Source organism: Nocardia speluncae NBRC 108251 (assembly GCF_001613245.1).
GTDB classification, from domain to species: Bacteria; Actinomycetota; Actinomycetes; order Mycobacteriales; family Mycobacteriaceae; genus Nocardia; species Nocardia speluncae.
This window is the reverse complement of sequence record NZ_BDBZ01000024.1, coordinates 1-21727: the sequence shown is the minus strand read 5'-3', so window position 1 is coordinate 21727 and position 21727 is coordinate 1. Positions and strand designations below refer to the sequence as shown.

Below are 21727 nucleotides of genomic sequence, written 5' to 3'. Positions count from 1 at the left end.
GAGTCTATTTGCGCGCTGTCGCGCGCAGGTTTCGGCCCCCGGGTCCCCGCGCACCGCCGAGGCCGATCACCTGCTGCGGCGGCTCTTCTTGCGCGGGGGCGGCAACAGACCCTCGGCACGGAGGCGGGCGGCGTGTTCGGCGAGAGCTTCCACCAGCGGGCCCACCTGGGCAACCTCCGGCTGCACGTCGACGCGCAGGCCGAATTCGACCGCGGTTTCCGCAGTTTTCGGGCCGATGCAGGCCACGATCGTCCGGGCGTGCGGTTTACCGGCGATACCCACCAGGTTCCGGACCGTGGAGCTCGAGGTGAACAGGACCGCGTCGAAACCACCGGTCTTGATCATCTCGCGGGTCTCCGCAGGCGGCGGAGAAGCGCGCACCGTGCGGTAAGCCGTCACATCGTCGATCTCCCAGCCGCGTTCACGCAGACCCTCCGCGAGGGTTTCGGTCGCGATATCGGCGCGCGGCAACAGCACGCGGTTCACCGGATCGAACACATCGTCATAGGGCGGGAAATCGGCGAGCATGCCGAGCGAGGACTGCTCTCCGCTGGGCAGCATCTCCGGATTGATACCGAAGGAACGCACCTTGTCGGCGGTGGCCTCACCCACACAGGCGATCTTCACACCGGAGAACGCCCGCGCGTCCAACCCGAATTCGGCGAACTTCTCCCAGACCGCGCGCACCGCGTTGGTGGAGGTGAAAACCACCCACTGATATCGGCCGTCCACCAGCCCCTTGACCGCGCGTTCCATCTGCGCGGGGCTGCGCGGCGGTTCGACGGCGATCGTGGGAACTTCCTTCGGGATGGCGCCGTGGGTCACCAGCCGTTCACTCATCTCCCCGGCTTGGTCCTTGGTGCGCGGCACCAGGACCGTCCAGCCGTAGAGCGCCCGCGATTCCCACCACGACATCTTCGACCGCTGCGCGACCGCCTTGCCGATGGTGACGACCAGCGGACCGACCAGTTCGGAGGCGGTGCTGTTCAGCGTGGCCAGGGTCGCCTCGATGGTGCGCTGCTGGCGGGTGGTGCCGCGGACGGTCACCGCTACCGGGGTCTGCGGTGCCATACCGTGCTCCACCAGGGCGCTCGCGGTCTCGGCCAGATGGCCGGAGGTCGCGTGCAGTACCAGCGGGCCGGGGGCAGCGGCCAGCGCCGGCCAATCCACCTCACCGCGCACATCGGCCTCGGTATGCCCGGAGCCGAGTGCGATACCCGCGTAACTGGGCACCGCCGAAGCGGACGGTAGACCGGGTAGTACTTCGAAAACGATATGTGACCTGGTGACCGTGGTGACCTCGGCGATCACCGCATCGGTGGTCAGCGGATCACCGGAGACCACCCGCACCACATCGTGGCCGGCCTTCGCCTCGGCGATCAAGGTTTTGGCGACCTCGGCAGGGTCGCCGAGGGCGGGCCGCACGTCCACGGGGCGCTGCCCCTCGGCGTCGGCTTCCACCTCGGTGCCGATCAGGGCGAGTACTCCGGCGTCCACATCGGGATCGGTGAACGCAAGGGTGGCCCGGCACAGCACTTCGCGGGATCGGGTGGTCAGCAATGCCGGGTCCCCCGGGCCCGACCCTACGAACAGGATCCGCCCCGGATGCTTCTTGCTGGCTCGACTCATCGGTTGTTCTCCATTGGACTGGGTTCGGTGAAGTCCGTGGCGGTGCTCGTTCCCGCTGCGGCGGTGCCGCCTGGTTTCGCTGCGGCGGTGCTCGTTCCCACCGGGGTGGTGTTACTCCCGGCCGGCGCGGCGGGTGAATCCGCGGTGCCGGGTTCGGCGGCGAGTAGCTCGCGTGCACCCAGCTCCAGCAGTTCGCGCGCCAATGCGCGGCCGAGTTCCGCGGCCTGCGCCGGTGCTCCCACCGTCGAGGCCCTTATCACATCGGAACCGTCGACCGCGGCGGCACCGCCGCGCAGTGACAGTTCCTCGACGATGCGTCCGTCGTCATCCAACGATTCGACGATTTCGGCGATCGCTCCGACGGGCGTCGTACAGCCCGCCTCGAGTTCGGCGAGCAGGGCACGTTCGGCGGTCACAGCGGTTCTGCTGCTGTGATCGTCGAGCGCGGCCAGCAGCTCGATCAGTTCGGTATCCCCGGCCCGGCATTCGACGGCCAGCGCGCCCTGAGCGGGCGCGGGCAGCATCTGCACGGGTTCCAAGGCTTCGGTGACAGCGTCGAGCCGGCCGATCCGGGCGAGCCCGGCGCGGGCCACAACCACCGCATCCAGCTCACCTCCGGCGACCTTGCCCAGCCGGGTGTCCAGATTGCCGCGCAACGGCTGGATATCCAAGCCGAGCCCCAGGGCGCGCAGTTGCGCGATCCGGCGCGGCGCGGAGGTCCCGACCACCGCGCCCGGCGGAAGTTCCCCGAGCACCATGCCGTCCCGGGCGACCAGCGCGTCACGCGGGTCCTGGCGGGGCGGCACCGCGGCGAGTACGAAACGCTCATCGGCGGCAGTGGGCAGATCCTTGTACGAATGGACCGCGATATCGATTTTTCCGGCGGCCAGTTCGGCACGCAGCGCGCTGGTGAAAACCCCGACGCCGATCTCTTCGACCGGCCCGGTGGATAAATCACCCGGCGTTTCGATCAGCACCAGCTCCGCCGGCTGCCCGGCCGCAACGAGTGCGTCGCGCACATCGCCGGCCTGGGTGCGGGCAAGCAGGCTGGCGCGGGTACCGATCCGCCACGCCGGCCGGCCACCGGAGCCGGGGCCCGCGGCCGGGGCACCCTCCCCGTGCAGGACTGTCATGTCGACCGCTCCTGTTCGTCGTCGTGGCTGCCGGGGGTGAAATCGTCGGCCAGGGCGACATCGCCGTCCAGACCCATCCAGCCGGCGCCGTTGTGTTCGGGACGGCTGATCTCCATGGGCGTTGCCACGGCCTGGGCCGCTCCCGGCTTCAGTTCGAACAGCTCGCGCAGGGCCTCGGCATAGCTGTCGCCGCCCGGTGTGGTGGCCAGCTGCTTGACCCGCACTGTCGGCGCGTGCAGCAGTTTGTCCACCACCCGGCGCACCGTACGGGCAACTTCGTCGCGGTCCGGATCGGCAAGGCCGGGCAGGCGGGAATCCAACCGGAGCAGTTCGGCCTCGACCACTTCCGCGGCCCGCTGCCGCAGCGCAGCAACGGTGGGGGTGACCTCGGCCATCCGCTGCCCGGCCAGGTATTTGGCGAGTTCGTCGGCGACGATGGTCCGGGCCGCGGCCGTATCGTCGGCCGCCGCGCCCGCGGCCGGGTCGCGCTGAAGGGTTTCGATATCGATCACGGTGACACCGGGCAGCCCGGCCACCGCGTGATCGACATCGCGAGGTAGCCCGAGATCGCAGAAGACCAGCGGCCGGCCGGTGCTGCGTTCCGGATGCGAGAGCGCGTTGTGCGCGTCGGCCAGAGTCACCACCGACCCCACCGCACCCGTGCAGGTGATCACCACATCGGCGGCTACCAGCGCCTCGGGCAACCGGGACAGTTCGTAGGCACGGGCTTTCACACCGTGCGATTCGGCGGTCGCGGCCAGGCGTTCGGCCCGCTCGATGGTGCGGTTGACCACCAGGATCTCGTCGATTCCGGCGCGGGACAGATGCGCCACCGACAGCCCGCCCATCGCTCCGGCGCCGACCACCGCCGCCGACCGGCCGGCCAGCGGCCCGAGAATGGTGGCCGCGCGGTCCAATGCCACCGACACCACCGAGGCGCCGGCCCGGTCGATGCCGGTTTCCGAATGCACCCGCTTACCCACCCGCAGCGCCTGCTGCGACAACTCGTGCAGGGTGCGCCCGATGGCCTGCTGAGCGTCGGCGGTGGTGTAGGCGCTGCGGATCTGACTGAGCACCTGTTGTTCGCCGACCACCATGGAATCCAGCCCGCTGGCCACCGCGAAGAGATGTTCGGCGGCGGCCTCGCCGTAACGGACGTAGGCGTGGCGGGTGAGTTCGGGCATGGGCAGCCCGGAATGCGCCGTCAGCAGTTCACCGACATCGGCGAGGCCGCCGTGGAACGCGTCGACGATGGCGTAGATCTCCACCCGGTTGCAGGTCGATACGATCATCGCTTCGGAGATATGGGCCGAACTCAGCATTCGGTCGATCAGTTTGGGCCGATCGGCATCGGTGATCGCCACCTTCTCCAGCATCGCAACAGGTGCGCTGCGATGGGAGATCCCGACGAGAAGAACGCTCATGGTGTGACCACCGATCCCTTGCTGGTTGGCTCCGTTGCCGTATGCGAGGTCGTCTGGGCGGCCTGCGCCGCGCAATGGGACAGTCCGGCGGGACCCGGCGTCGGGTGGGTGGGCACCCGGCGGGCGATCCGGCCGGAACCGGTCAACGGACGAGCGGCCGGTACGGCACTGTTGGGTACAACGCCGGCGGCACCGGTTCCATTCGCCGGACCGGTGGCGGTCTGTGCCACACCCGCGGTGGCCGAGCCCTCCACGGCCCCGGCGGGGTCGGCATTGCGGACGCGCTCGAACGAGAGCATCTGCATCTCCACAGCGAGATCGACCCGCCGCAATTCGACCCCCGGTGGTGCGGTGAGCTGGCACAACGCGAAGCTGAGGATGGACTGCATCCCGGCCGCCACCAGCTCGTCGGATACCTGCTGGGCACTGTCGTCGGGCACCGCGATCACGGCAATGGTCGGACGCAGCAGCGCGATCCCACCGGCCAGGTCGGCGGCGTCGCGCACCCGCAGGCCCTCGACCTCCAGACCGATCACCTCGGGGTCGTTGTCGAAGATGCCCACCACGGAGAATCCGCGCCGCCGGAAACCGCGATAACCGACCAGCGCACGGCCCAGATTGCCCGCGCCGACCAGCACCACCCGATGACCACCGGACAGGCCCAGAACATCTTCGATCCGGGCTCGCAACCTGGCGACGTCGTAGCCGACACCGCGCACCCCGTTCGGGCCCAGGAACGACAGATCCTTACGGAGTTTGGCCGAATTGACACCCGCCGCGACAGCCAGCTCCTCACTGGATACGATGGCGACACCGTCATCGGTCAACAGGGCGAGCACCCGGAGATAGGTGGCGAGCCGGGCCACCGTAGCCTGAGGGATGTCCTTCTGCGGTGTACGAGAGGTGACGTTGGGAGCATCGCCGGAGACGTCGCGCGTCTCATGGTGCTCACTCACGTCCTCGGCTCCTCGTCCGGACCGCCAGACGGTCCAGGATGCTCGGCGACCTCGGCCATGATTTTGTGCCTGGGGTCGGATATCGGGTTGATTCACCTGCTACCGGCGGCCGGATACTCGCCCCGGCCTGCGGTTCGCGTGCCACCACCGTAACTGCTTGTGAACCCATGCACAAAGTCGGTGAAATTCGCCTCATTTTGTGTCGCGGCCGAGCCTTGTACGATCTGCGCCCACAATTCACGGAAGGTCAGCGACCGAGGTCGCTGCGTAAACGTGTCTCATCCACATCGAAATAGCTGTGTTCCCGGCCATCGAGCAGCACGACGGGGAGCCGGTCACCGTATTCCGCGCGCAGTGCCGGGTCGGTACCGGCGGCCACATCCACATCCACCGCACCGGGGGTGAGACCGAATTCCGCGCATATCGTTCGCAGCTGCTCCAGTGCCCGGTCACACAGTGCACAACCAGCGCGGGTCAGCAGTGTCACCTCATGGGTCCTCGGGTAGGTCATAACCACCATTCAACCCGCCCGGCGGTGCCGTTCGCGCCACTGCGGTGCGTCCAGGAGCGCGCGTCCGGTTAGTGTGGACGTGATTCGCGCGAACAGGCGGAGGTACTGGTGCCGGAACGATCGAAGGTGGGGAAAACCGGGTTCATCGCGGGCCGGTTCGGGGAACTTCCGGTGCGCTGGAATCTCGGGCCGCTCGGACAGGGCCTCACCGAGCAGCTCGCGCGTATCTCACGCAGCCCGTTCGGGCCCAGCGAGGAAGAAGTCCGCGCCAACGTCGCCGGTGAGGCCAGTGCCGACGCCGCCCTGGCGCTCCAGGATGCCGAACGGGCCGACGTCGGCGATACGGGGATCCCCGAGGCCCCACGTGACCTCACCGCCGCCGCATTCTTCGACGTCGACAACACGATGGTGCAGGGCGCCTCGATCGTGCATTTCGCCCGTGGACTGGCGGCGCGCAAATATTTCCGCAGCGCCGATCTGGCGGATATCGCGTGGAAGCAGGTGAAGTTCCGGATCACCGGCAAAGAGAACAGCACCGATATGGCCACCGGTAAAGAGAAAGCACTGGAATTCATCTCCGGTCGCTCCACCGCCGAACTGGCAGCGCTGGGCGAGGAAATATACGACGAGATCATCGCCGACAAGATCTGGCCCGGTACCCGCGCCCTGGCGCAGATGCATCTCGACGCCGGCCAGCAGGTCTGGCTGGTCACTGCGACCCCGGTCGAACTCGCCCAGGTGATCGCCAAACGACTCGGCTTGACCGGTGCCCTCGGCACAGTCGCCGAAAGTGTCGACGGAAAATTCACCGGCCGCCTGGTCGGCGATATTCTGCACGGCCTCGGTAAGGCGCATGCCGTACGCGCGCTCGCCATCCGCGAAGGCCTCAACCTCAAACGCTGTACGGGCTACTCCGACAGCCACAACGACGTGCCGATGCTCTCGCTCACCGGCACCGCGGTCGCTATCAACCCCGATTCCGACCTGCGTGAAGTCGCCAAGGCGCGCGGCTGGGAGATCCGCGATTTCCGCACGGGCCGCAAGGCCGCGAAGATCGGTGTCCCCACCGCTCTCGCCCTCGGCGCCGCCGGCGGTGCCGTTGCCGCCGCCGTAACCCGCCGGCGACGGTAGTACCCCAGCGCACAGCCGAGACGGACGTGCTCATGTCTCGGCCCCTCGACCCACCACCACCGTGCGGCCGGCCGAACGCGCCGCCCCGGAAAGCGACGGTCGAAACGTCCCACAATCCGATACCGACACAAACCGACGCAACAGTCGGCACCACCAACGCAACCGAAGGCGGCGCCGAGTTCAGCGAGGTCCTGAAAAGTTTCGGCCCGGCCCGGCTGTCAGTGCTCGATGCGATGCGGTGCAGCCGCGAGCATCGACGTGCTGACAGCAGGGACCAAGGCGGGCCGAAACCCCGCGCCGCTGAAGGCGGCGCACATAGACACGGACCTCAACCCATGAAGGTATTGCGGCGTTTGATGAGCAGTTTGTAGAGGGTCTGCTGGATGGTTTCGCGGACCTGGTCGGTGACTTCGAACATGAGCATCGGATCGTCGGCGTCCTCGATTTCGTATTCGGCGGTGCTGATCGGGGTGCCGAATTCGATGTACCACTTGGAGGGCAGCGGGACCGCTCCCAGGGGGCCGAGATGCGGGAAGGTCGGGGTCACCGGGAAATACGGCAGCCCCAGTAGCCGGGCGAGCGGTTTGATATCGGCGAGTTTCGGATAGATCTCCTCCGACCCGACGATCGAGCACGGGATGATCGGCGTACCCGCGCGCACGGCTGCGGCCACGAAGCCGCCCCGGCCGAAGCGCTGAAGCTTGTAGCGGTCGGCGTACTGCTTGCCGACACCCTTGAATCCTTCCGGAAAGACCCCGGTGATCTCACCGGACCGCAGCAGACGTTCGGCATCCGGGCGGCAGGCCAGGGTGTGTCCCGCCTTACGGGCGAGCGAGCCCACCATCGGCATCTCGAAGACCAGATCGGCCGCCAGCAGGCGCAGGGCCCGCTGTTTGGGGTGGTGGTCGTGCACCGCCAGCTGCAGCATGAGCCCATCGATCGGGATGGTGCCGGCATGGTTGGCCACGATCAGCGCGCCGCCTGCCTCCGGGATGTTCTCCATCCCGTTCACCTGAACCCGGAACCAGTTCTCGGCGAGCGGTCGCATGGCGGGCAGTAGCACCGATTCGAGCAGATGCTCGTCGAAGCCGAACTCGTCGACCTGGTAGTCGCCGGTGAGGCGGCGACGGGCGAACTCGGCGGTGCGCCCGACCTGTTTGCCGACGGCGTCGCGCAGCAGATCTCCGAACGACCGTGGCGGCGGCGGGGCGGGCGGTGTCAGCCGGTCGATCAGCGAGGTCACCGACCGGTCGACGGAATCGGCCCGGTCCCGCGCGGGCGGCCTGGGCCGCGGCACGGTGGAAAGATCTTGTAACCGTATAACTTTGGCGACGTCGTTCATTTATGTGCTCCCGTACCGGCCCTCAGCAGGCCGAGCAGTTTGTTTTCTGCGGCGTCGATCCACAGTGGATCGACTACGGGCCGCAACGCTGCGCCCCCGGTGAAGTCGTCGAACGCCTGTACCGTCGTCCAGCGCGGCTCGAACCCGAGTTCTGCGCGCATACGCGTCGTGTCCAGACCACAACCGAAAAGGAAATAGTCGAGCTGCTCGGAACTGAAATCACGCATCACCGGGCCCATCAAGGTCCGGCCGACGGTGCGGAACACCGACCACGGTACCGGCATCGCGACCCGGCCCGCACGGCGAACCGCCTGAGAAAGTGCCAAGGCTCCGTCGCCGGCGATGTTGAAGGTACCGCCCGGCCCCGCCGCAGTGGCGTGGACCAGTGCCGCTACGGCATCTTCTTCGTGCAGGAACTGCATCCGCGCATCCCGGCCGAGCACGGTCGGCGTGATCGGCGAACGCAATAGTTGCGCGGCCCGCCCGCCCAGGCCGGGGCCGACGATCGGCGCGAGCCGCAAGGTGGTGGCGGCGATATCCGGCCGACGCCGGGCCAGGCCGCGGGCGAAACCCTCGACCTCGATCATGTCCCGGGCGAACCAGCCGCCCGGCGGTGTGCGCGCGCTCATTTCTTCGGTGAATTTCGCGGGATCCTTCGCACTGCCGCCGTATACCCCGGAACTCGAGCGCAACACCACCCGGCGCAGAGTCGGTGATTTCTGGCAGACCGCGAACAACTGCATCGCGCCCAGCACGTTCATATCTTTCATCGCCGCCCGGCCGCCGCCACCCGAAGGCGGTTGCGACAAAATCGCGGTATGCACCACGGTATCGACGCGATAACGTTCGATAACCTTACGAATCAACGGGTTCCGGATATCGGCGCGCACGAATTCGGCGCGGCCCATCCGGCGGCGCAGCGGCGGGGCGGGCGTGAGTACATCGACTGCGACAACACGTTCGATATCGGGGTCCGCTGCCAATCGGCAGACGACATTTCCGCCGAAATATCGGCTGGCGCCGGTCACCAGCACCACCCTGGGCTTGTCGTCGCCGTTCACGTCAGCGTCCACTTGCACCGGACCGTCCCACCTCGAGCATCGGAATCCCCCGCTCAATGTTCCACGTACCAGACTAGCGACCGTGACAGCGACCCCCGCCGCCGTTAACGAGGATCTAACCCCAACTTCAGCCCACCGAAACGCAATGAAAAACCCGCCACCGAATGGTAGCGGGTTTTTCCCGATACGAGGCGCCTCGCGCTTACTTGCCGAGTTTGCGCCGCTGCACGCGGGTACGACGAAGCAGCTTGCGATGCTTCTTCTTCGACATGCGCTTGCGGCGCTTCTTGATCACAGAACCCATAGGGTGTCCTCGCGTTCTCTCCTCGGCGCGTCACGCGCTCGCTTACGTTCTCTATCCGGCCGTATGCCCGGTTGCTCGCGGCTGAGCACTCAGCCCTGGAGGCGGCGGCCGGCCACGACCGCCCGAAGGCAGTTCGAGGGCCGCCACCGATCCAACACAGCGAGGGTTGATGTTACCGGCCCACCGGACGGGGCCGGTAACCGCCTTCACCCGGCATCGAAGTAGGACGTCTCCAGATATTCGTGTACCGCCTTCGCGTGTACCCGGAACGATCTGCCGACACGTACTGCCGGTAACTCGCCCGAATGCACCAGCCGGTACACCGTCATCTTCGATACTCGCATCAAATCTGCCACCTCGGCGACGGTGAGAAATTGCGTCCCACCACCGAGTATTGATTGTCCTGGGGACGAACCACCGCCGCCACCAGCGGACATCTTGTTAGAAGACATCATCGCACCACTGACCTCCGGCACGTCCGCGCCGCCGGCTTCCCCACCGGCGGAACAGACACGCACGTGCTCCTTGAAGCTTAGCGGGACCAGTGGGATTACTGCGACGGGAGTGAGAAAACAGGTTCATACGCTGGGGGTCAGCAGGTCATTCAGCGGACCCGCCCTGTTCCGACGAACGCCGCTTTGCCGCATGCAACGCCTCGAGGAAGGCCGACCGCAGTCCCGAACGTTCCAGTTCGCGCAGGGCCGCAGCGGTCGTTCCGGCCGGCGAGGTGACCGCCGCCCGCAGATCTACTGCGGTCTGCCCCGACTCCGCCAGCATGGCCGCCGAACCGAGCATGGTCTGGGTGACCAGCTGGGTAGCGATATCCCGGGTGAGCCCCAGCCCGACACCTGCCTCGACCATCGCTTCCACGACGAGGAAGAAGTAGGCCGGACCCGACCCCGACACCGCGGTCACCGCGTCCATCTGCGACTCGGGCACCACACAGACCTGACCCACGGTGCTGAGCAACTCGGTCACCAATTCCAGCTGCTCGGGCTTGGCATAACGTCCCGCGGCGAGCACACTCATTCCCTCACCCACCAGCATCGGCGTGTTCGGCATGACCCGGACCACCGGGAAGCCCGCCGGCAATTTGTTCTCCAGCCGGAGCGTCGGCACCCCCGCCGCCAGCGACACCAGAATCTGATCCCGTTCACCACCGAGATCGGCTTTTCCGAGTTCGGTGAGCACCGCGTCCACATCGATCGGTTTCACCGCGACCACCAGCAGATCGGCACCGACGGCCGCGTCGGCGACCGCATCGGCCACCCGCACCCCGAATCTTCCCGCCAGCAGTTCGGCCCGGTCGGCATGGGTTTCGACGACCACCAGGTCTCTGACGGCTCGCCCGGCCTCCAGCAAGCCGGCAATCAAGGCCTCACCGATCCGGCCACCGCCGATCACCGCAATACGTGTCATGAAGACAGTGTCCAATGCCGCACCGCAGGCGGCGCGCCGGGCCCCGCCCGAGTCCGGCTACCGCTTCGGAGAGGGCAACAGCGCCAGCTGGCGGCTCTGCGCCACCAGCACGCCGGTGGAGTCGACGACTATCTGATCGGAATCGAACATGCCCCCGCCCACCTCATGGGTGGTCGCGATGATCCGCAACCACCCCGGAGCCGGGCGCCGCCGCAGATAGGTCGTCATCTGCACGGTCGGTGACCAGCCGAAATATCCCAGGTTGATGGGTACAGGCGGGCACATATCGGCGGCCATGATCGCGATATAGGATGCGGTCTCCGGATCGGCCTGATCCCGCGGCCGCGGCCGCAGCCACATCCGCAACCGGGGTTCGCCCTGCTCGTTGTCGATGAACCGCGCCCAGTCACGGTCGAGGAACGCATCCATACCGCGGGCGACGTGCACGATCCGGCCCATCGAGGAACCCGGTTCGTAACCGATCGCATCCGCGGACGGTTCGACCGGAAGATCGGTATGGGTAGGGGTGTACAGGGGAGCCCGCTCCGGACCGTCGAGATGACCGAACGTGAACGCCGTACGGACCAGCGGTCGCCCCCGCTGGTTCAGCGTCACATCCACCAGGCATATCTGCCGGCCCACCTTCCGGATGGACACCTCGTAGAGGACCTCACCGGGCTCGGGCGCACCCAGGAAATCGGTACTGCCCGACAGCGGCGCCATCGCCGCCCGATCCGGCTCCACGGTCCGCAGCCAGCGGGCCGCGGCCGCGGCCGAGCCCGCGACCATCGTGCCGCCGTGCACCTTCGGCCCGATCGTCCAGATCTCGTCGACGACGCCGCGATAGCGCCCGGCGCCCGGCTCGTCGGCGGCGAGCTCGGTCAGAGCACAGACCCGACTGAACGGCGCCTCCGCTTGCACCAGGTCGATATCGGTGCCGGGCTCCGTTTCCGTCGTCATCAATACTCCTGTGTTCATGTTGCGGCGCCTGCGACGCCACGAGGTCGAGGCCCGCGGGCGCACTTCGAGCCGAGGGGCGTCGCCGGACTCGGCGCCGCGGTGGTGCCGTTCCTGAGAGAACAGCCTACGGGTGATTTCCGAGGAACCCCGAGAGGTGTGGGCCCTCTTGTCCGGAAGACCGCGCGTTCTATGACGCGTCTCACGGCGACCGGGCTCAGCGCGACCCGCCCGATTTCGAGAAGCAGATCAACACAGTTGTGCGCGAGCGAAGTCCAGAGTGCGGGTCAGCATGGCCGCGCGGGCCGCCGTGGTACGAGCTTCCTGGGTGTTGATCTCGGCAACCACGTGACCGGTGAAACCGTTGCCGACAAGTGCGGCGCAGACCTCCGCGCAAGGTTGCGTCCCCTCGCCCGGGACCAGGTGTTCGTCATGGGCGGCACCGCGGCCGTCGGCCAGGTGCAGGTGGACCAGGCCCTCGCCCATTCGTTCGACCAGGTCCAGCGGGTCGGTACCCGCGGTCGCGGTATGCGAGAGATCCAGCGTGTAGTGCTGGAAACCGGTCACGGTGGGGTCGTAACCGGGGCTGAACGCGGTCAGCGCCAGGCCGGGACCACCGCGGCGCTCGAGGCGCCGGATATCGCCGGACCGGCGGCCGAACAGCTTGTCGGCGCGCATCGGGAACATGTTCTCCACGGCGACAGCCACCGAACTCTGCCGCTCCAGGCCGGCGACCTGTTCGGCGAACCCCTCGGCATAACGGCGCTGCCACCGGAACGGTGGATGCACGACCACGGTATCGGCACCGAGAACCTCGGCGGTGCGCACACTGCGGGCGAGTTTGGCCACCGGGTCGGCGCCCCACACCCGCTGCGAGATGAGCAGACACGGCGCATGCACCGCGAGCACAGGCACCGAATATTTACGCGAATATCCGCGCACGATGTCGACACTCTGGCTGGCCGGTTCGGCCCACACCATCAATTCGATACCGTCGTAACCCAGTTCGGCCGCATAACGGAAGGCTGCCTCGGTGTTCTGCGGATAGACAGAGGCAGTCGACAGACCGACCTCTATCCCCCCGTCCCGCGGCCGGGCCACGGGAGTGTTGCCTGCCATCGCTGCCCTCGCTCAGCCGGTACTGAGTAGAAATGCCAACGGCCCCAATGTCACGAACACACCGACGACCACGGCGATCACGGTACTCAAGATATCGTCGGTGCGGCGCAGGATCCGCACCAGGGCCACGAGACCGAGGATCACCACGACGGCCAGCGCGAGCGCCGCCAGCGGCTGCATCTCCCACAGCATTTCGAAGCCCTTGAACATCAGCATCCCGGCCAGAGCCGCGCCGACGCTCTGGACACCCAGCATGACCCATTGCTTCCGGGGATCCGCCGCTTCCGCGCTGTCACGTTCCCGGCCAGCGGCGGCCAGCCGCGAGCGAGCGGCGGCGAGTTTTCCGCTCGCCCCACCGAATTTCGTGCTCGTCGCGCCCGGTTTGCCGGAACGGGAGAGCCGGTTGCGGCCCTTGCGGGGCTCGTCGTCGATCTCGTCCCCGGGGATGGCGTAGACATCGGAATCCGGCTCGAAATCGCCCGTGTCGGTGTCGCGCTCGCGCGGCATGGGACCCGGCGCCGGCGGCATGGGTCCGTGCACATCCGTGGCATACATATCGGTATTGCGGAAACCGTCGCCGGCCGCGAAATCCGGGGGCGGCGGACCGGGCTCGGGGAAACCCGGCGGCGGGGCGCCGGGTTGATCGCTGCGCTTCCCACGGCGCAGGCCCCGGTCCACCTTCTCGAGCGGCGGCGCGAGGGCCGGCGGGCCCGAAGGCGACCCCTGGTTCTGTTCGGCCAGCGACCACACCGCGGTCGCGTGATCCGCGTTCGCCGGCTCGCCGGGTTGCCGCGGGGGTTCCGGCCGGGGGGCGGGATCGGGCAGTGGGCGCGCACCTCGGCGTCGGCGTTCGAGCTGGGGCCGCGGATCATCGGCGGGTGCGGGCGCCGACCATACCTCGGTGGCAGGTGCCGGCGGGCCCAGGCGCGGCGGCCCGCCTTCCGACGCCGGCCAGGGCGGGCCCATATCGGGATGCCCGAACTTCGGCGGCGCGGCCGCGGGGAACGGAGCGACTCCCCCGGCTGCCGGAGCAAAGCCGTATTCCGCCGGGGCCTCTGCCACCGGGGCCGGTGGATCGTCCACCACCGATGCGGCCTCGGCGGCTTCCGCTGCCCGTCTGCGAGCCGCCCGGCCGCCGCCGGGCAGCGGTGGACCGGTCTCCCGGGGTTCATTCGCCGCGGCCGGGTCGGCGCCCGGGTACATGTCGGCCCCAGGCTCGTCATCGTCCGGTTCGGCGCGCCGGCGCCGGCCGCCGCGCCGCGGTGCGGTGTCTTCGGCCGGGTACGGGACCGGCTCACCCAGGCGGGCGGGCGGGCCGTCCGGCGGGGCGCTGTCCGAGTGCGGGGCCAACGGGTTGTACACCGTGATCGGCCCGGACATCGGCGACTGGCTCGGCTCTCCGCCCGAAACCTGTTCACCCGCATAGCCGTCGTGTGGCGAGTATCCGGTGCCGGCGGGCGGATAGCCCGCCGGGTCCTCGTCCTCATCGGCGGCCCCGTGCGCGGTACCGGCGTCGACGACCGGAAGATCGCCGGTCAGCTCGGAGACCGAAACACCGCCGGTACCGCGCCGTCTGCGTCCGCCGCCGGCGGCCGGCTGCTGACCGTTGCGGGCCAAGAGTTCGGCGACCGACAGCTGATTGGAATTCCTGCTCATGAAGGCACCGTTTCGACCGGGCCCGCCGACGTGCTGCCACCGGGCACCCAACCGTTACCGGCCGCCGCCTTCGGAGCGTTCGTTGTCAGTGGTCCACCATCCATATCGGTATCCAGTTTGCGCAGGATCAGCCCTTCGCGCAGCGCCCACGGACAAATTTCCAGCGTATCGAGGGAAAGTGCGCGCATGGCGGCCTCCGCAACAAGCGCCCCGGCCACCAATTGCTGCGAACGATCGGCGCTGACCCCTTCCAGTTCCGCACGGTCGGCCGCGGTCATCCGGGAGATGAACGCGATCAGCTGCCGCAGTCCCGAACCGGTCAGTGTCCGCCGTACCCGCGGCCCCGCGCCGGAGGGGGCAGCGCCGGTGAGCCGGGCCAGCGACCGGAAGGTTTTGGAGGTGCCCACCGCCAAATCGGGTTTACCCGGCACCGACAGCTGTTTGGCGGGGTCGACCAGTTCGGCGGCAAGCCAGTCCCGCAGGATATTGATCCGTCGTTTGCTCGGCGGGTCCTCCGGCAGCCATTTGCGGGTCAACCGGCCGGCTCCCAGTTGCAGCGACAGCGCCACTTCGGCTTCCTCGTCGACACCGCTGCTCATCTCGAGCGAACCGCCACCGATATCGAGATTGAGAATCCGGCCGGCGCTCCAGCCGTACCAGCGGCGAACAGCGAGGAAGGTCAGCCGCGCCTCGTCCACTCCGGCCAGCACCCGCAAGTCGACGCCGGTCTCCGTACGGATGCGCGCCAGTACCTCGTCGGAATTGGTCGCCTCGCGTACCGCCGAGGTGGCGAACGCCATCAGTTCCGCGCAGCCGGAGGTGATCGCCAGATTGGCCAGATCGGCCACCGTATCGACGAGCTTCTGCGCCCCCTCGGCCGTGATCCGCCCGGCATCGTCCATGCTCTCCGAGAGCCGCAGCGACTCCTTCGTCGAGCTCATCGGCATAGGATGACCACCTCTGTGCGCGTCCACCACCAGTAGGTGAACAGTGTTGCTGCCGACATCGAGGACACCTAGACGCACACGAACACGGTACTTGGTCTACCTGAACAGCAATCGACCTGGTCGTGGTGTTAGCGTTAGGGGTTGTGACGTCTGGCGCAGCCACGAACGACTCTATGCCCACCCCCGCTGGGCACACCCCGACCGATCTTCCGATGCCGAAGATGCGGCCGAGCGGGGAAGTGTCCCTCGACTTCCCCCGGGAATGGCTCGAGTTCGTGGATCCGGCCGACGACAAACATCTGATCGCCGCGGATCTGACCTGGCTGCTCTCGCACTGGACCTGCGTTTTCGGCACCCCCGCCTGCCAGGGGATCGTCGCCGAACAACCCGACGCCGGCTGCTGTACGCACGGCGCGTTCCTCTCCGACGACGACGATCGCAAACGTCTGCGCACAGCGGTGAAGATGCTGACCGCCGACGATTGGCAGTTGATGGATCAGGCCCGCAACGACAAGGGCAAGATCAACCGCAAGTCCTACCTGGAAACCGACGAACTGGACGGCGAGTCCGCCGAACGGACCCGGCGCCACAACGATGCCTGCATCTTCCTCAACCGGCCGGACTTTCCGGGCGGCGCCGGCTGCGCCCTGCACATCATGGCCGTACGCCGGGGTCTGGAACCGCATACCGTCAAACCCGACGTCTGCTGGCAGCTGCCGATCCGCCGGACCCAGGACTGGGTCACCCGGCCGGACGGCGAGGAGATCCTGCGAACAGTGCTCACCGAATACGATCGGCGCGGCTGGGGCCCCGGTGGGATCGACCTCGATTGGTACTGCTCCGGATCCCCCGACGCACATATCGGTGAGCGGCCGGTCTGGCAGGCCTACCGCGCCGAACTCATCGAATTGCTGGGCGAACCCGCCTACCTCGAGCTGGAGCGGCAGCTGCGCCGCCGCGAGGGCACCCCGATCGTCGCGGAACACCCCGCAACTACCGAGGCTCGCCGCAAGGCCCGGGCGCGTCACAATGATTTGCCGCCCGCGGCGGATAAAATTCGGGGACTCGAGCTGCGATAACCCCCACTACCGGAGGCTGCGCCATGAAAGTCGGGCGATTCGCTGCACTCCACACCAGGTTCATCCGCCCCGATAGCAAGTCCCCGCGCTACGACCGGCCGAGCAGCGCCTTGGGCGGCGTCAGGAAACTTCTACCGGTGCAGCAGGGTCGCGTAGCACCACGACCAGCGTGGTGGCCTGGGGCGCTGCCTTCGTCCGGCCGGGCGGCACCGACCGTCCGGACTGCGGGCATATCTCGCACCGTGTTCACTGTCGTCCTCATCGGCACCGGCGTGACCGTGGGTGCGGCCGGCGCGCACGCACAACCGGCCGCGGACCCCCATCAGTTCTCCGATCACACCGCCGAATTCGTTCCGCTCGGCGCACCCAATGCGCTGGCCGCCCGCGATACGGGAAAACAGCTGGTACTCAGCCCGCACGGAACGCGGCGCAGTATCGTCTGCCGCGGCGACGGCATCACCGTGCCGCGATACGACTGCAGCCAGGAAGACGGCCTGGGCTGGGCGCCGCTGCACCGGACCGATACGCCTGTGGGCGAGGTCTGGATCTACTTCCCCTGAGTGCCACTACAGGATCGCCCGCGTCGAGTTCGCGTGCTCGGGCTGTACTCCTCGGCCCGGCCGAGAGAACGCGCCGCCCTCAGGGCGAAATAACTCACTCAGGCTTCGAGCTTGTATCCCAGGCCGCGCACGGTCACCAAGTGTTCGGGCCGGGCCGGATCGGCTTCGATCTTCGACCGCAGCCGTTTGACGTGCACATCGAGGGTTTTGGTATCGCCGACGTAGTCGGCGCCCCACACCCTGTCGATCAGCTGGCCGCGGGTGAGGACCCGGCCGGAGTTGCGGAGCAGGTATTCGAGCAGGTCGAATTCCTTCAGCGGCAGGGTTACCGGGTTGCCGTTCACCAGCACCGTGTGCCGGTCCACATCCATCCGCACGGGGCCGGCCTCCAGAACACCGTTCTCGCTACCTGCGTCCAGTTCGTCACCGGCGCCGCGGCGCAGCACTGCCCGGATGCGGGCGATCAATTCCCGCGCCGAATACGGTTTCGTGACGTAGTCGTCCGCACCGAGCTCCAGCCCGACCACCTTGTCGATCTCGCTGTCACGCGCGGTGACCATGATGACCGGGACCCCGCTGCGGGTGCGCAGCTGTTTGCAGACATCGGTACCGCTCATCCCGGGCAGCATCAGGTCCAGTAGGACGATATCGGCGCCGGAACGGTCGAACTCGGCGAGCGCCGAAGGTCCGTCGCCGACGACCGTCACCTCGAAACCTTCCTTGCGCAGCAAGAATGCGAGCGGATCGGCCAGCGATTCCTCATCTTCGACGATCAACACACTCGTCATCTGCGTGCCTCCACACCATTCGATCGGCCCGGGCCGGACGGCCGCGGGCTGGGTTCTCTCTTCGTCAACGCGGGCAGACCCGCGACGCCGCTACCGTCGGCCTCCTGGTGCGCGGGTATGCGCAGGGTGAATGTCGAGCCGGTGCCGAGCTTGCTCCACAGCGTGATCTCACCGTTGTGGTTGGCGGCCACGTGTTTCACGATAGCCAGGCCCAGGCCGGTTCCTCCGGTCGCGCGGGAGCGCGCTTTATCGGACCGGAAGAAGCGTTCGAAGACGCGTTCCTGGTCGTCTTTGGCGATACCGATCCCCCGGTCGGTGACGGCCATCGCCACATAGTCACCGCGGATCGAGCGACTGACCGAAACATGCGAGCCGCGCAGCGAGTAGGCGATGGCATTCTCCACCAGATTCGACAGGGCGGTGATGAGCAGGGTTTCGTCGCCGCGAACCTCCAGCCCGCTGGGCCGATCGGTACTGACCGTGATCCCGGCGGCTTCTGCGGCCGTGCGCGAACGGTCCACCGCCTGGCTCACCACCGTATCGACATCCACGACCTCGAGTTCGGGCAGTTTCTCCGCCCCCTGCAACCGCGACAGCGCAATCAGCTCCGTGACCATTTTCCCGAGCCGATTGGATTCGCCCAGGACGCGTTCCCCGAAATGCCGGACCGCCTCGGGATCGTCGACCGATTCCAGCAGTGCCTCGGCCAGCAGGCTCATCGCGCCGACCGGAGTCTTCAGCTCATGGCTCACATTGGCGACGAAATCGCGGCGGGTGGCTTCCATCCGGGCCTGTTCGGAATCGTCGTCGGCGAACAGGACGGTGAAACTGGTTTCCTCCGGAGAAAGCGGCCGGGCCAGGCCGCGCACCGCGATCCGGCCACGGCCCGGTGTGGGTTTCTCCGCGGTGAGATCGAACTCCGCCGACTCGGCGGTGAGCAGTACCTTCTCGACCGCTTCCCACGCGCGCTCGTCGAGCAAACGGTTGCGCACCAGGCCGAGCTCCTCGGCGCGCGGATTGACGAGCACGACATCGCGGTACTCGTCCACCACCGCGATACCACTTTCCGAGGCGAGCACGATCAGATCGAGAACCTGGGACATGGTGAGACCGGAGTCGGTCTGCCGGCGCTGCGCCGTCCGGGCGTTCACATAAGGGATCAGCAGGCCGCCGACGGCCAGTCCGACGACAGCCGCCAGGACTGCCAGCAGTACGGCCTGAGGAACGCTCACACCAAGAATCGTACGGTCGACCACGCGTAAACAAACCCGGGGTCGGTGAAGTTTCACGCAGGTCACGGGCGCTTACGGCGGCGTTCGCCGGGCGTTTACGCAATGTTGGGCATAGGCCGGGTTTCAAATCGGTCCGGGCGTGTTCCACCCCTGACAACAACGGACCCCGTTGCGTCTGGGACACAACGGGGTTCGCATCGTTCACCGCCCGCAGGCGATCACCAGCCGGGGTTTCCGCGTACCGGCACGTTCACGAAACTCGGCCGGTTCGGGTCCAGCTGCACATGCTGTGGCTTGAACCCGGTGTCGAGGAGCATCGGCAGTGGCGGCACCCCCTTCGGGGGATTACCGGCATAGACATCCACCCGCAGCCGATGCCCGGGCTCCAGCCGCGCCTCGATCGCGGGCACCGCAATATCCAGTGTGGTGATCTCACCCGGCGCCGTGAGCTGCCGGTGTTCGATCGAGACGAACGGCCGCGGATCGGTGTAGTCGCCGTTGGCCGACCGGCTACTGCGGGATTCGTCGATCTCGCGCAGGGAGGCCATCAGCTGCCCCGACGACAACACCCGCGACTGCCCGTCCGGCGCCACATCGTTGACCGTCACCGACCAGTAGCCGTCGGCCGCATCGTGCACGGTCTCCAGATGCACCGCGATCGGACCGGAAACATCGACGGCTTCGGCGACCGGGGCACTGGTGAAGGTCAGCCCGTTCGATTCCTGGATCCGGGAATCCGCACCACAGGCATTGATGATCGCCACAACCCCCGCGGTGGCCTGGCCGGCGTCGTTGGAGCACAGGCCGGTGAGGCCCGGCGCGACGGTCAGCCGCGCGGAGCTGTCGGCGGCCGTGGTCAGCGAACCGTCGTGCACGCTGTGACCACCTGTACCGCTGGGCGCCGCGGACAAATACATCCGGCGGTGGCCGGCCTGCTGATCGGCCGGCGCACTTTCCCCGAAGCCGTCCCGGGTGACCCAGCCCCCACCCTGCTGCCGCAGCGTCACCGGCCCGTACCGATCGATCCCGTTGTCGATACCTTTCAACCACTTGTCGAACCAAGCGCGTTGCAGCACGTCCAACCGCGGCGGCAACCCTGGTCTACCCGATTCGCTACCCGAATTGATGTGGTAGGTATCGCCCATGAGCAGCTGTTTCTGCCCTGGGGCCAGCGGGATCCGGTTGTAGATCTGCGATTCGGAATAGGTGAACAGATCGTGCCAGCCACCGGTGACGAAGGTCGGCACCTCGATATTCGCCGGGTCACCCAGCCAGGCCTGCCGGTCGGCGCTGTCACCGCGGATCATGTCCTGCAGCCGCGGATCCAGATCCTCCACCCGCGGTGTGGTGTAGGCGTTGAGGAAGACATCCAGGTAGGTGAACGGCGAGGACAACCTGTCGTGCAACCACCGCGGATCGAAGGTGCCGTCCACCATGGATTCCACATTCGGCATCCATTTGGTCGCGTTGATCAGCGTCATCCACAGCGGGATGAAGTTGAAGCCGAACCCACCGCCGGGCATGAGGACGTCTTGGGCGAGATCACTGCCCGGCACCACGGGGAACAGCGCCTTCAGCGCGGGCGGATGCTTTTCGGCGGCTTGGAGCTGGTTGATCCCCGAATACGACATGCCGGTCATCCCGACCCGACCGTCCGACCAGGACTGCCGGGACGCCCAATCGATCACCTCGACGGTATCGGCCTGTTCTCGCTGCCGCAGCATGTCCCATACGCCCTGGGAGAATCCGGTACCCCGGACATCCACCACGACCTGGACGTAACCACTCTTCACCAGCTGCCGGTCGACGGCGAAGTTCCGCAGCGCACCACCACCGAGCGCCTTGGTGAGATCGGTGAGCCCGGACAGCGGGGTACCGGTCATATCGATATCCCCGGCCAGTTGGCTCACCGCATCGGACAGGCCCGGCACCGATCCCAGGTGGTCGACGAGATTGGACGCCAGCTTGGTGTAGGGCGTCATATTCACCAGCACCGGTGTGTGAGTGTCGATCGGCCGCGATGCGGTATCGGCGGGCCGGTACACATTCGCCTTCAACACGGTGCCGTCACTCATCGTGATCGGCACATCCCAGGTGATGTGGATATTCGGATACTGCTGCGGCCCATCATGGGTGGCTGCCCACTGCGCCCCCGCCGCTCCGCCATCCGGTCCCGTGACCACCGGCGCGGCCGCGGCGCCGCCGCCCAGCAGTGGCACCATCAGCACGACGGCGGCCATTGCCACAGTGGCGCGTAACACGAACTTCATAGGTCGTGATCCATCTCTCGAGCTGGTCGAATGATCGAGAGCATACACAACGTTACCGGCGGGTAACGAGGCTTTCTGAGACAGATTTCGCCAAAACCCATTTCGCATCACACAATTCGGTATCCGGACACAAAAAGAGTCGCGCCCCACCAGGAAAACTCACAAAACACTGCACGACCACGGGTGGGGCCCGCACATGACCATGGGTG

General features: G+C 67.3%; 20 protein-coding genes. 3 read left to right on the top strand and 17 right to left on the bottom strand.

All coding sequences use genetic code 11. The features are described 5' to 3' along the window. Nucleotides 1-66 precede the first annotated feature (66 nt). The 5 genes from NS6_RS21120 to NS6_RS21100 form a co-directional block, all read right to left on the bottom strand. Nucleotides 67-1629, bottom strand: coding sequence for a bifunctional uroporphyrinogen-III C-methyltransferase/uroporphyrinogen-III synthase (locus NS6_RS21120; protein WP_068044411.1), 1563 nt, complete (start codon nt 1627-1629; stop codon nt 67-69). Next, nucleotides 1626-2762: a hydroxymethylbilane synthase gene (hemC, locus tag NS6_RS21115; RefSeq protein WP_084471261.1), complete on the bottom strand. Its 1137-nt coding sequence runs from the start codon at nt 2760-2762 to the stop codon at nt 1626-1628. Before hemC ends, NS6_RS21120 begins: the two co-directional genes overlap by 4 nt. Then, nucleotides 2759-4186, bottom strand: a complete 1428-nt coding sequence (locus NS6_RS21110) for a glutamyl-tRNA reductase (RefSeq protein WP_068044409.1) — start codon at nt 4184-4186, stop codon at nt 2759-2761. The genes hemC and NS6_RS21110 overlap by 4 nt, the downstream gene beginning before the upstream one ends. Beyond that, nucleotides 4183-5142, bottom strand: coding sequence for a redox-sensing transcriptional repressor Rex (locus NS6_RS21105; protein ID WP_068044408.1), 960 nt, complete (start codon nt 5140-5142; stop codon nt 4183-4185). Before NS6_RS21105 ends, NS6_RS21110 begins: the two co-directional genes overlap by 4 nt. A 247-nt stretch (nt 5143-5389) precedes the next feature. Beyond that, nucleotides 5390-5653 carry a glutaredoxin family protein gene (locus tag NS6_RS21100; RefSeq protein ID WP_068044406.1) on the bottom strand — a complete coding sequence of 88 codons (264 nt, stop codon included), beginning with the start codon at nt 5651-5653 and terminating at the stop codon, nt 5390-5392. Between the two features lie 171 nt (nt 5654-5824). Between NS6_RS21100 and NS6_RS21095 the strand changes: the two genes are divergently transcribed. Then, a complete protein-coding gene (locus NS6_RS21095) occupies nt 5825-6784 on the top strand; it encodes an HAD family hydrolase (protein WP_068044505.1) in 960 nt (319 codons plus the stop codon). Nucleotides 6785-7112: 328 nt separating this feature from the next. On the opposite strand, the gene NS6_RS21090 is transcribed toward NS6_RS21095, so the two are convergent. The 9 genes from NS6_RS21090 to NS6_RS21055 all read right to left on the bottom strand — a co-directional run bounded on the left by NS6_RS21090 (nt 7113) and on the right by NS6_RS21055 (nt 15667). Next, entirely contained in the window at nt 7113-8126 is a 1014-nt protein-coding gene (locus NS6_RS21090; protein WP_068044404.1) for a lysophospholipid acyltransferase family protein, read from the bottom strand. Further along, entirely contained in the window at nt 8123-9205 is a 1083-nt protein-coding gene (locus NS6_RS21085) for an NAD-dependent epimerase/dehydratase family protein (RefSeq protein ID WP_245669442.1), read from the bottom strand. The genes NS6_RS21090 and NS6_RS21085 overlap by 4 nt, the downstream gene beginning before the upstream one ends. 184 nt (nt 9206-9389) lie before the next feature. Beyond that, the gene (locus NS6_RS34130) at nt 9390-9491 is read right to left on the bottom strand and encodes a 30S ribosomal protein bS22 (protein ID WP_003402602.1); all 102 of its coding nucleotides are present in this window, start codon (nt 9489-9491) and stop codon (nt 9390-9392) included. 206 nt (nt 9492-9697) lie between these two features. After that, complete coding sequence (locus tag NS6_RS21080; RefSeq protein WP_086007797.1) at nt 9698-9928, bottom strand: helix-turn-helix domain-containing protein; 231 nt, start codon at nt 9926-9928, stop codon at nt 9698-9700. Between the two features lie 163 nt (nt 9929-10091). Further along, on the bottom strand, nt 10092-10910 hold the full coding sequence (gene proC / locus NS6_RS21075; protein WP_068044402.1) for a pyrroline-5-carboxylate reductase: 819 nt from the start codon (nt 10908-10910) through the stop codon (nt 10092-10094). A gap of 57 nt (nt 10911-10967) precedes the next feature. After that, nucleotides 10968-11870: a thioesterase family protein gene (locus tag NS6_RS21070; RefSeq protein ID WP_084471268.1), complete on the bottom strand. Its 903-nt coding sequence runs from the start codon at nt 11868-11870 to the stop codon at nt 10968-10970. A gap of 246 nt (nt 11871-12116) precedes the next feature. Continuing rightward, nucleotides 12117-12986: a sugar phosphate isomerase/epimerase family protein gene (locus tag NS6_RS21065; protein ID WP_068044400.1), complete on the bottom strand. Its 870-nt coding sequence runs from the start codon at nt 12984-12986 to the stop codon at nt 12117-12119. 12 nt (nt 12987-12998) lie between these two features. After that, entirely contained in the window at nt 12999-14642 is a 1644-nt protein-coding gene (locus tag NS6_RS21060; protein WP_068044398.1) for an Rv0497 family membrane protein, read from the bottom strand. After that, the gene (locus tag NS6_RS21055; protein WP_068044396.1) at nt 14639-15667 is read right to left on the bottom strand and encodes a Ppx/GppA family phosphatase; all 1029 of its coding nucleotides are present in this window, start codon (nt 15665-15667) and stop codon (nt 14639-14641) included. The genes NS6_RS21060 and NS6_RS21055 overlap by 4 nt, the downstream gene beginning before the upstream one ends. 95 nt (nt 15668-15762) lie before the next feature. On the opposite strand from NS6_RS21055, the gene NS6_RS21050 reads away from it, so the two are divergent. Beyond that, on the top strand, nt 15763-16668 hold the full coding sequence (locus tag NS6_RS21050; RefSeq protein ID WP_245669441.1) for a DUF3109 family protein: 906 nt from the start codon (nt 15763-15765) through the stop codon (nt 16666-16668). Between the two features lie 242 nt (nt 16669-16910). After that, nucleotides 16911-17228 carry a hypothetical protein gene (locus tag NS6_RS21045; protein WP_084471260.1) on the top strand — a complete coding sequence of 106 codons (318 nt, stop codon included), beginning with the start codon at nt 16911-16913 and terminating at the stop codon, nt 17226-17228. A 98-nt stretch (nt 17229-17326) separates the two neighbouring features. Here the strand turns inward: NS6_RS21045 and NS6_RS21040 are convergent, their stop codons facing one another. From NS6_RS21040 to NS6_RS21030, 3 genes are all read right to left on the bottom strand, one after another. Next, nucleotides 17327-18016 carry a response regulator gene (locus NS6_RS21040; RefSeq protein WP_033247009.1) on the bottom strand — a complete coding sequence of 230 codons (690 nt, stop codon included), beginning with the start codon at nt 18014-18016 and terminating at the stop codon, nt 17327-17329. Next, a complete protein-coding gene (locus tag NS6_RS21035) occupies nt 18013-19248 on the bottom strand; it encodes a sensor histidine kinase (RefSeq protein ID WP_068044497.1) in 1236 nt (411 codons plus the stop codon). The genes NS6_RS21040 and NS6_RS21035 overlap by 4 nt, the downstream gene beginning before the upstream one ends. Before the next feature lie 218 nt (nt 19249-19466). Beyond that, nucleotides 19467-21518 carry a CocE/NonD family hydrolase gene (locus tag NS6_RS21030; protein WP_068044393.1) on the bottom strand — a complete coding sequence of 684 codons (2052 nt, stop codon included), beginning with the start codon at nt 21516-21518 and terminating at the stop codon, nt 19467-19469. Nucleotides 21519-21727: the final 209 nt, after the last annotated feature.